Genomic DNA, 9,685 nt, shown 5'->3' with positions numbered 1-9,685 from the left:
CGGCCTGCGCGCCCACGGCGGCGGCCTCCCGGGACGGCAGCGGGCCGCGGGCGAGCCGCGCGGCGAGGGTCTCGCCGTCCAGCAGCTCCATGACCAGGTACGGGACGCGTCCGCCGCCCGGCAGGTCGGCCTCGCCGTAGTCGTGGACGCCGGTGATCCCGGGGTGGCTGAGCCGCGCCGCGGCCGTGGCCTCCCGCCACATCCACCCGGCCGCCCTCCGCAGGCCGTCCGGGCCGTCCGCGCCGGGGACGTCCGGACGGGGGATTTTCACGGCGACCGGGCGGGACAGGACGGTGTCGAAGGCGCGCCAGACCGAGGCCATGCCGCCGTCGCCGACGCGGGCCTCGAGCCGGTACCTGCCGCCGAGCGGCAGTCCGGGGCGCAGCGGATCGTCCACCGGGCGCTCCCGTCTCTCCCTTGGGACGCGCTTGACCCTACCGGGGCCGCCCGGCCGGAAGCGATCAAGGTCACGGAGTGGCGGCGGCCTGGGCGGGTAGGGCTGGAATCGAGACCCACCGGGAGAAAGGCGCCGCCATGACCGCACCGCAGGACCGTCCGAACCTGTCGGCGCTCGACCGCGACACGTGCCTGAAGCTGATCTCCCCGGGCGGTGTGGGCCGGGTGGCCTACGACGACGGCGAGGGGCCGACGGTGACCCCGGTCAACTACGTCATGGACGGCGAGACGGTCGTGTTCCGGACGTCGCTCGCGGGGCGGCTCAACCAGAACCTCGCCGGGCTGCCGACGGGCGCGGAGGTCCGGATCGCGTTCGAGGTGGACCGGTTCCATCCGGACACCCATGAGGGCTGGAGCGTCCTGCTGCGCGGCGGTGGGCGGCAGCTGGAGGACGACGAGACCTCCGCGGACGTGGAGCCGTGGCCGGCCGAGGCGCGGCCCGCCCGGATCCGTCTCACCCCGAAGCTGATCACCGGCCGCCGCCTCGGGCGCGGATGACGTCCGGCGGGCGATCACGGGAGGCGGCGGGCGTGCGGCGGGTGACCGAAAGCTACAAGACCGGCCGGAAAGGGCCGTCCAGGATGGGCTTATGAGCATCGACCTGAACAAGGCCGCCGAATTCATGGCCACGCACGCGCGGCTCCTGGACCGGCGGCGTTTCGACCTTCTCTTCAGCGAGGACCGCAACGGGGGCGGCGACGTCGAGGCCGTGATCGCGGCGCTCGAGGGCTACCGCAACGCGGACGGGGGCTACGGCTGGGGCCTGGAGCCCGACCTGCGCTCGTCCGAGAGCCAGACCGGCGCCGCCGCGCACGCGTTCGAGGTGTTCGCCGAGGTCGGCGGGCATCCGCGGGCCGTCGAGCTGTGCGACTGGCTGGAGTCGGTGTCACTGGCGGACGGCGGCCTCCCGTTCGCCCTGCCGGTCACCAGCGAGGCGGGGAACGCGCCGTGGTGGGCGACGGCGGACACGACCGTGTCGTCCCTGCAGATCACCGCGTTCACGCTGGTGGCGGCGCGCCAGGTCGCCGAGGTCGACCCGGGCGTGGCCGAGCACCCGTGGCTGGAGCGCGCCACCGGCTACTGCGTGGGCGCGGTCGGCGCCCTGGACGGGAACCCGCACGCCTACATCCTGGCGTTCGCGATGCGGGCGATGGACGCCCTCCAGGACGTCCATCCGCAGGCCCCCGAGCTGATGGAGGGGCTCGCCGCGCAGATCCCGGACGACGGCCGGCTGCGGGTCGAGGGCGGCACGGAGGACGAGTACCTGCATCCGCTGGACTTCGCCGCCGTCCCGGGCCGTCCGCCGCGCGGCCTGTTCGGCCCCGAGATCATCGCCAGGGACCTGGAGCGCCTGGCGGCGGGCCAGCAGGAGGACGGCGGCTGGACGGTCGAGTACGCCAAGATCTCGCCCGCGGGCGCCCTGGAGTGGCGCGGCTACGAGACCGTCCGCGTCCTGTCCGCCCTCCGCAACGCGGAGGTCCTCACCGCCTGACACCAACTGACACCAACTGACACCGCCTGCAACGCCTCGCCATGACTGAGCGCTCCGGACGCGTGCGGGCGGTCCGGTGCGCGTCAGCCGAGGTCGGCCAGGGCCTTCTCGATGTCGGGGTCGCCGGGTGCCAGGCCCCGCGCGCGCACGAGGTCCGCGCGCGCCTCCGTGGGGCGGCCCAAAGCGACCAGGACGACCGCGAGGTTGAAGAGGATGGCCACGTCCTCCCCCAACTCCAGCGCGTGCGTCAGGTCGCGGACGGCGGCCTCGGCGTCGCCCGTCTCGTAGGCGAGGACGCCCCGGCTCGCCCATGCGGCGGCGAGCGTCGGGTCGTGCCCGAGGGCCTGGTCGAACGCCGCCCGCGCCCGGTCGCCGTGCCCCTCGGCGGCCTCGATCTGGCCGAGGACGCTGAGCAGGTGCGCGTCCCCGGGACGGTGGGCGAGGCCGGCGGCGCAGTCCGCGCGGGCCTCGGCGTTGCGGCCGAGGGCGGCGAGGAGCCCGGCGCGGTTCGTCCGGGCCTCGGCGAAGCCCGGGTCCAGTTCGAGCGCGCGGCCGAGGTCGGCTAGCGCGCCGTCGAGGTCGCCCTCGGCGAACCGCGCCTCGGACCGGTTGAAGTACGGCTCGGGGAACGGCGGGCCTGCCGCCATCGCGGTCTCGTAGTCGGCGACGGCCTCGTCCGCGCGGCCGAGGCGCAGCAGCAGGTTGCCCCGGTCGATGTAGTAGTCGGGGTGGACGGGGTCGGCGTCGATCACGGCCGTCCAGTCGCGGAGCGCGTCCCCGGTCCGGCCGAGCCGGTCCAGGACCGTCGCGCGGTTGGCGCGCAGCACCATCCGGTGGACGGGCTGGGCGCCGGGCGGCAGGTCGCGGTCGGCGAGGTCGATCGCCTCCTGGACGAGCCGCAGCGCCTCCTCGTCCCGTCCGCGCCGGGACTCGACCAGCGCGCGGCCGTTGAGGTCGAAGCCGAGCTTGACCGCGCGCTCGGCCTTGCCGGGCAGCAGGCCGCAGATCGCGATCGCGGTGTTCGTCCAGGCCAGCGCCGCGGTCAGGTCGCGGCGCGCGGGATCGTGGTGGCGGACGGCGAGCATCGCCAGCGAGTAGGCGATCGTGGAGTGCCACACGGGCGAGTCGGTGGTGGCGCGGGCGCGGTGCAGGAGCCGTTCGGCCTCGTCCTCGCGGTTCAGCGCGGCCAGCGCCATCGCGGTCGCGTGGACGAGCTCCCACCACACGGCCGGGTCGGCGTCCGGATGCTGCTCGGGGTCGGCGTGTTCGATGCCGCGCCGTCCGAGTTCCGCGGCGGCGTCGTGGCAGCCGCGGTTCAGGCACCATCCGACCGCGTACGCGTACGAGGCGGCGGCACTGGACGGGTCACCCGCGCGGTCCCGGTGCCGCAGGACGATCCCGAGGCGCGGCCCGACCAGCCCGGACTCCTCCAGCTCGTGCGCGCGCGCGGCGTGCGCGGCGGGATCGAGGTCGTCGCCGGGCAGTTCCGGCACCGTTCCCTCGTCGATCCGGACGGTCAGCAACGCCGGGTCGACGCGGCGGCGCAGCACGGCGAACAGCTCGACATCGGCGGGGTCGGCCTCGGCGAACCCTTCGAGCACGACCGTCCGCGGACGCCCGGACGCGCGCAGCCACTCGCGGACGAACTCGGCCGCGCCGTTCGCGACGCGCAGCGTCCGGCGCGCGGCGGGGATGAGGACGCGTTCGGCGCGTTCGACCCGTTCCACCAGGGTGACGCGTCGCGCCGGAACCAGGTCGCCCAGGTCGGGCGCGACCGCCCGCAGTTCGATGTCGTACGCGGCGAGCAGATCGGAACGTTCCGCCAGGGCCTCCCGGGCCAGCCGCCCGATCAGCGCGGCCCCGGCCGTGTACGGCCCGCCGAGGCGCCGGTCCGCCGGGATCCGCAGCTCACCGGTCCCGCCCGAGGGCTCACCGGCCGCGCCCGAGGCCGTCACAGGCCGGCGTGCCTGGCGCTGGCCACGCCGCGCAGCACGACCGGCCCGGCCTTGTGCACGAGGATCCGCTTCATCGTCCGCCCCTCACCCGGTGTGAACCCGATGCACCCATGCGTATCCCGGGCGGCGCGTCCTTCACAACGCCCGGACGCGCGGTGTCCTGAACCGGCCAGTTTTCCGGGTTTCGGGCCCGCACGCCGCGCTCGGCGGCCTACGCGAGGGGCCGGGCGCCACGCTCGCCGACCCTGGCGACGGGGCCGGACGCCGAGCACGGCGTCCGGCCCCGGGAGGGCCTCCATCCGGAGTCGAACCGGACCCTCCAGGGCCACAACCTGGTGTGCGGACCGCCACACCATGGAGGCCGTGTCTCCGGCAGGATTCGAACCTGCGTCCTTCGGGTCCGCAACCCGACGCGCTTTCCCCTGCGCCACGGAGACTCGTTTTCGAAATGGTGAACACACGCGTGGCGGATGCGGGAATCGAACCCGCCTGGAACGGTTTATGAGGCCGCCGAAAGCACCAGCTCTCCTATCCGCCCTGCGCGGAGGGTGCGAGATTCGAACTCGCGCGGGGCGAACCCCGACCACGGCTTAGCAAGCCGCTGCCTTTCCACTCGGCCAACCCTCCCCGGGCGGCCGCCTGAAAAGCGAAACCGCCCGCCGGGCTCCGGGCCCGCGGGCGGCGATGGACGTCAGGACGTGCAGGTCACGTCCGTCGGACACCGCTCCCGAAACCGGAGAGACGACGACTGTGCGGCATTCGACCATGACGTCGCATGATCCCTCTCCCTTCTCCGGCGGACGGCGTCCGCTTGCTGACAACGGTTACTCTGCCGGTCCCCTTCCACGTCCGCAACCCTTTTTCCGGACGACGCTTCCACGAGCCCTTTCCGGCGCGTACGCGGGACGATGCATACCGGCGGTGCCGACGATTCATCAGGCAGCACAGAACGACGATTCGAGCCCGCCGGCACCGACCCGATCGGGAGGGCTTCACACACGCCGACCCGATCGGGGGTCCTCACGCGCGGCGGCCCGCCGGACGCTCTTCGCGTCCGGCGGGCCGCCGGTGCCGGCGAGGCTCAGTGTGCGTCAGCCCGCGTGCTTGGCGCTCGCCGAGCCACGGAGCCCGACCGGCCCCGCTTTGTGGATGACGACGATCTTCATCTATCCCGCCCCTTCGGTCACTTATGTGCAAGACCGTTCCACTATCACCGGCTGCCTCACCCGGAGGCCACTGTCAAGCTGATATCTGACCTTTGTCGGCCAATCAGTGGCGATAGGTGAGCCCGAACCCGTAAGGGAACAAGGGGGACTTACCGTCGCCCCGGTTCACCGGCTCCTGGGACGCGCTGCGCGGCCAGCTGACCGGCAGCCGCCCGGACGGGCGGACGGTCCCGAACAGCACGTCCGCGACACCCCGTCCCTCGGTGCCCGGCAGCCACGACTCGACGAGCGCGTTCCATCCGGGCAGCTGGGCGGCGATGTCCAGCGGACGTCCCGACACCAGCACCACCACGACCGGCACCCCGGACGCGCGCAGCGCGGCGAGGGTGGCGAGGTCCTGGTCGTCCAGGCCCATGCCGTCGGGGCGGTCGCCCATGAACTCGGCGTACGGGGTCTCCCCGACCACCGCGACGGCGGCCTTGTAGGAGCGGTCGATACCGGTGCCGTCCTTGCTGTAGGTGACGGTCGTCCCCGGCCGGACGGTCTGCCGGATGCCCTGGAGGATCGTCGTGCCCTTGGTGATCGGCCCGGACGAGCCCTGCCAGGTCAGCGTCCACCCGCCGGTCTGGTTGCCGATGTCGTCGGCGTTCTTGCCCGCCACGAAGATCTTCCCGCCGCCCTCGGGCAGCGGCAGGACGTTCCCGGCGTTCTTCAGGACGACCTGCGACTCGGCGACGGCCCGCCGCGCCAGCGCGCGGTGCGCGTCCGAGCCGAACGTCCGCTGCCACGACCGGTCCGCGTACGGGTGGTCGAACAGTCCCATCTGGAACTTGACCGTCAGGATCCTGCGGTTCGCGTCGTCGATCCGCGACATCGCGATGTGACCGTTGGCGATCTCACCGCGCAACGTGGTGATGAAGTCCTTCCAGTCCCACGGCTGCATGAACATGTCGATGCCCGCGTTGACCGCGGCCGTGACCCGCTCCGGCGTCAGTCCGGGCGTGCCGCCGCCGATCTGGTCGATGCCGTTGTAGTCGCTGACCACGAACCCCTTGAAGCCCAGCTCGCGCTTCAGGACGTCCGTGATCAGGTACTTGTTCCCGTGCATCTTGACGCCGTCGAACGAGCTGTAGGAGATCATCACCGAGCCGACGCCGCGCTTCACCGCCTCGCGGAACGGCGGCAGGTGCACCTTCCGCAGCTCGGCCTCGGAGATCTGCGTGTCGCCCTGGTCCTTGCCGCCGGCCGTCCCGCCGTCGCCGACGTAGTGCTTGGCGGTCGCGAGGATCGACGCGGGCCGCGCGCCGAGCCGCTCGCCCTGGAACCCGACGATCTCGGTCGTCATCGCGGACGGCAGTTCCGGCACCTCGCCGAACGACTCGTAGGAGCGTCCCCAGCGGTCGTTCCGCACCACGCACAGGCAGGGCGCGAACGTCCACTGGACGCCGGTGCCCGCGACCTCCTCGGCGGTCGCGCGCCCGATCCTCCGGGCGAGCCCGGGGTCGCGCGTGGCGCCGAGCCCGATGTCGTGCGGGAAGATCGTCGCGCCGTACACGTTGTTGTGCCCGTGGACGGCGTCCGCGCCGTAGATCATCGGGATCCTCAGCGGGGTCGCGAGCGCCCCGCGCTGGTAGCCGTCGACCATGTCGGCCCAGCCCTGCGGGGTGTTCTCGGCGGGCACCGACCCGCCGCCGGACAGCACCGACCCGAGCCGGTACGCCGTGACGTCGGCCGGGGCCGCGCCGCCGCGCTCGGCCTGGGTCATCTGGCCGAGCCTGTCGTCCAGCGTCATGCGTTTCAGCAGGTCGTCGACGCGTTCCCGGACGGGACGCCGGGCATCGAGGTACGGGGCGTCCGCGGGTGCGGCGCGCTCCTGGAACCGTCCCGCGGGCGCGGCGCCCGCGGGGAGGGCGGCGGCGCCGAGCGCGCCGAGCGCCGTCACGAGGCCGAGGACGAGGACCCTCGGCGGGGTCCGGAGAAGGGATCGGGGCATGAACCGGGGTGTGAGGGTGCGCAAGGAAGCCTCCGCGCGGTCGGATTTGTTGCCCCCGACAACAAGCGCACGGTAAGCCGGTCACCCCTCCCCGGCAAGCCCCTCCTCCCCCACCCGTCCGCATCCGGACGTCGCGTCCCCCCGGACCTCGGGCTCGGGGGGACGCGGCGCGCGCGTGCGGAGATCAGGCCTCGAAGTCGGTGCTCCGGGAGACCTTCTCCCAGATCGCGGCCTCCTCCCGGTCCCGGGCCAGGGACGCCTCGATCGCGTCCACCGCGTCGTTGCCGAGCGGCAGGCGCAGCGGCGTCTCGTCCGCGTCCAGCGCGGCGACGATCGCGGCGGCGGCCCTGACCGGGTCGCCCGGCTGCGCGCCGTCGCTGTTCGGGAGGTCCCTGCGCACCGGCCCGACGAGGTCGGCGTACTCCGGCAGCTCCGCGGTCCGCGCGAGGGAGTTCGTCCCGGCGAACGAGGTCCGGAAGCTGCCCGGCTCCACGATCAGCGTCCGGACGCCGAACCCGGCGACCTCCCCCGCCAGCGCGAGCGTCAGCCCCTCGAGGGCGTGCTTGCTCGCCGAGTACGCGCCGACACCGGGGAACGACATCCGCCCGCCCATGCTGCTCATCTGCACGATCGCCCCGGTCCCCCGCCGCCGCATGTGCGGGAGCACCGCGCGGACGAGCGCCGCCGGGCCGAAGAAGTGCAGCTCCATCTGCTCGCGCAGCTCCCGGTCGGACGTCTCCTCGACCGCCCCGACCAGGCCCCGCCCGGCGTTGTTCACCAGGACGTCCACGCGGCCGTGCCAGAGGACGGCCTCGGCGACCGCGGCCGAGATCGCGGCCTGGTCGGTGACGTCCAGCGCGACCGCCCGCACCCGGTCGGGGTGCGCGGCCACCAGGTCGTCCAGGGCCCCGGGACGGCGCGCCGCCGCCACCACGACGTCGCCCGCGGCCAGCGCCGCCTCGGCCAGGGCCCGGCCGAACCCCGACGTCGCACCCGTGATCAACCACACTCGCTGTTCGCTCATGCCCTCAGTTATCCACCCGGGCACCACGGGACGTCCAAGACAAAGAATCACACCACGCCATAAAGGACGTTTATCATCCCAGCGTGGAGCTGAGAGACCTGCGCTACCTCGTCGCGATCGCGGACGCCGGGAACGTCGGCCGCGCCGCCGCGTCGCTGTTCGTCAGCCAGCCCGCGCTGTCGTACGCGCTGCGCCGCCTGGAGTCCGAACTCGGCGTCCGGCTGTTCGACCGGCACCCCGGCGGCGTCACCGCCACCCCCGCCGGACACGACGTGATCGCCGAGGCCCGCCGGACCCTCACCGCCGCCGACCGGGTCCACGCCACGGCCGAACGGCACCGCCGCGCGGAGTCCGGGGTGCTGCGGGTCGGTTTCGAGGCGACCGGCGCGGGCGAGCTCACCACGCGGGCGCGCGCCGAGTTCGCGCGGCGGCACCCGGGCGTCCGGGTCGAGCCGAAGCGGTTCGACTGGGGCGGCGAGGTCCCGGCGCTCCGCGACGGACGGGTCGACGTGGCGTTCGCGTGGCTGCCCGCCGACCTGTCGGAACTGCGGTCCGAGGTCGTCCACACCGAGCCGCGCGTGGTCGGGCTGGCCGTCACGCACCCGCTGGCGTCCCGTCCGAGCCTGTCGATCATGGACATCGCGGACGAACCCCTCATGTGGACCAGGCGCGCCCCGCGGCCGTGGGTGGACTGGTGGGCCGTCAACCCCCGTCCGGACGGCCGTCCACCCGTCTGGGGGCCCACGAACGACAACGTCGAGGAGATGCTGGAACAGGTCGCCGAGGGCGCGGCCGTCTGCATCGCGCCCGCCAGCATGGGCCACTACTACACCCGTCCCGACCTGGCCTGGACCCCGCTCACCGACGTCGAACCCCTGCGCGTGGCCCTCGCCTGGGCCGCCCCCGGCCCCCTGGTGGACGACTTCGTGCAGGTCGTCCGCACCCTGATCTCCCCCTGAGCCCGCCCCTCAGGCCCTGGCCGCGCCCGCCGGGGACGCGGCGGCGGCCTCGATCGGCTCGGGCTCGCGGAGCGTGCGGGCGACCGCCCAGGCCAGCGCGGGCGCGGCGATCACCGGGATCAGCGCCGTGGACGGCGAGGTGGCGTCGGCGAGCGCGCCGAGCGCCGGGCTGACGATCCCCCCGACGCTGACGGCGAGGCCGAGCGTGACGCCGCCCGCCGTTCCGACGCGTCCGGGCAGGTAGTCCTGACCGAGCGTGACCTGCAGCGAGAACGGCACGAACAGCGTGGCCGCCGTCGCCGCGACGCCGAGGAGCACCAGCGGCCCGGGCAGGAACGCGACGCCCGCGACGGACGGCACGGCGAGCGCGTACGCGACCCGCGCGCACCGGACGCGCCCGAACCGCCCGGCCAGCCGTCCCCCGAGGACCGTCCCGACCGCGCCGCCCCCGAACAGCAGGAACAGCGCCGCCGCCCCCGCCGCGGACCCGCCGTCCATCCGCTGCTTCGCGACCACGGCGAGCAGCGTGCTCACCCCGAAGAACGCCACCGACCGGCACGTCACGACGGCCGACAGGCGCGCGAACATCCGCCAGTCGTCCCGTCCCCCGGACGCGCCGGACGCCCCGCGCGCCGGCGCC

General features: G+C 74.1%; 7 protein-coding genes, 3 tRNA genes and 1 pseudogene. 3 read left to right on the top strand and 8 right to left on the bottom strand.

The window, feature by feature from the left end; all coding sequences use genetic code 11:
* Positions 1 to 397 (bottom strand): annotated as a pseudogene (locus EBO15_RS41520) (serine/threonine protein kinase); the annotation flags it as partial.
* A 137-nt stretch (positions 398 to 534) separates the two neighbouring features.
* Between EBO15_RS41520 and EBO15_RS41515 the strand changes: the two are divergent.
* Together EBO15_RS41515 and EBO15_RS41510 are read left to right on the top strand one after the other, a co-directional pair.
* Positions 535 to 954: a pyridoxamine 5'-phosphate oxidase family protein gene (locus EBO15_RS41515; RefSeq protein ID WP_122199934.1), complete on the top strand. Its 420-nt coding sequence runs from the start codon at positions 535 to 537 to the stop codon at positions 952 to 954.
* A 91-nt stretch (positions 955 to 1,045) separates the two neighbouring features.
* A complete protein-coding gene (locus tag EBO15_RS41510) occupies positions 1,046 to 1,948 on the top strand; it encodes a prenyltransferase/squalene oxidase repeat-containing protein (protein ID WP_122199933.1) in 903 nt (300 codons plus the stop codon).
* An 83-nt stretch (positions 1,949 to 2,031) separates the two neighbouring features.
* Here EBO15_RS41510 and EBO15_RS41505 read toward each other — a convergent pair whose 3' ends face one another.
* From EBO15_RS41505 to EBO15_RS41485, 6 genes are all read right to left on the bottom strand, one after another.
* Entirely contained in the window at positions 2,032 to 3,903 is a 1,872-nt protein-coding gene (locus EBO15_RS41505) for a tetratricopeptide repeat protein (protein WP_122199932.1), read from the bottom strand.
* A 364-nt stretch (positions 3,904 to 4,267) separates the two neighbouring features.
* Positions 4,268 to 4,340 (bottom strand) — tRNA-Arg (locus EBO15_RS41500).
* A gap of 27 nt (positions 4,341 to 4,367) precedes the next feature.
* Positions 4,368 to 4,440, bottom strand: a tRNA-Ile gene (locus EBO15_RS44845).
* Between the two features lie 5 nt (positions 4,441 to 4,445).
* Positions 4,446 to 4,530, bottom strand: a tRNA-Ser gene (locus EBO15_RS41495).
* Positions 4,531 to 5,172: 642 nt separating this feature from the next.
* The gene (locus EBO15_RS41490) at positions 5,173 to 7,062 is read right to left on the bottom strand and encodes a glycoside hydrolase family 3 protein (protein ID WP_122199931.1); all 1,890 of its coding nucleotides are present in this window, start codon (positions 7,060 to 7,062) and stop codon (positions 5,173 to 5,175) included.
* 184 nt (positions 7,063 to 7,246) lie between these two features.
* Positions 7,247 to 8,086: an oxidoreductase gene (locus EBO15_RS41485; RefSeq protein WP_122199930.1), complete on the bottom strand. Its 840-nt coding sequence runs from the start codon at positions 8,084 to 8,086 to the stop codon at positions 7,247 to 7,249.
* 83 nt (positions 8,087 to 8,169) lie between these two features.
* Here EBO15_RS41485 and EBO15_RS41480 point away from each other — a divergent pair, with 83 nt between their 5' ends.
* Positions 8,170 to 9,045, top strand: coding sequence for a LysR family transcriptional regulator (locus EBO15_RS41480; RefSeq protein ID WP_122199929.1), 876 nt, complete (start codon positions 8,170 to 8,172; stop codon positions 9,043 to 9,045).
* Between the two features lie 9 nt (positions 9,046 to 9,054).
* On the opposite strand, the gene EBO15_RS44840 is transcribed toward EBO15_RS41480, so the two are convergent.
* Positions 9,055 to 9,685: MFS transporter (locus EBO15_RS44840; RefSeq protein ID WP_325051987.1), on the bottom strand; the 631-nt coding region annotated here is incomplete at its 5' end.

The organism is Actinomadura harenae, assembly GCF_003696215.1.
Classification (GTDB): domain Bacteria; phylum Actinomycetota; class Actinomycetes; order Streptosporangiales; family Streptosporangiaceae; genus Spirillospora; species Spirillospora harenae.
This window is presented reverse-complemented; position numbering and strand designations above follow the sequence as displayed.

What these genes read in the sequence shown, in the direction of transcription:
- EBO15_RS41515 (WP_122199934.1), top strand. Translation starts at nt 535, where the DNA reads ATGACCGCACCGCAGGACCGTCCGAACCTGTCGGCGCTCGACCGCGAC.
- EBO15_RS41510 (WP_122199933.1), top strand. Translation starts at nt 1,046, where the DNA reads ATGAGCATCGACCTGAACAAGGCCGCCGAATTCATGGCCACGCACGCG.
- EBO15_RS41490 (WP_122199931.1), bottom strand. Translation starts at nt 7,062, where the DNA reads ATGCCCCGATCCCTTCTCCGGACCCCGCCGAGGGTCCTCGTCCTCGGC.
- EBO15_RS41485 (WP_122199930.1), bottom strand. Translation starts at nt 8,086, where the DNA reads ATGAGCGAACAGCGAGTGTGGTTGATCACGGGTGCGACGTCGGGGTTC.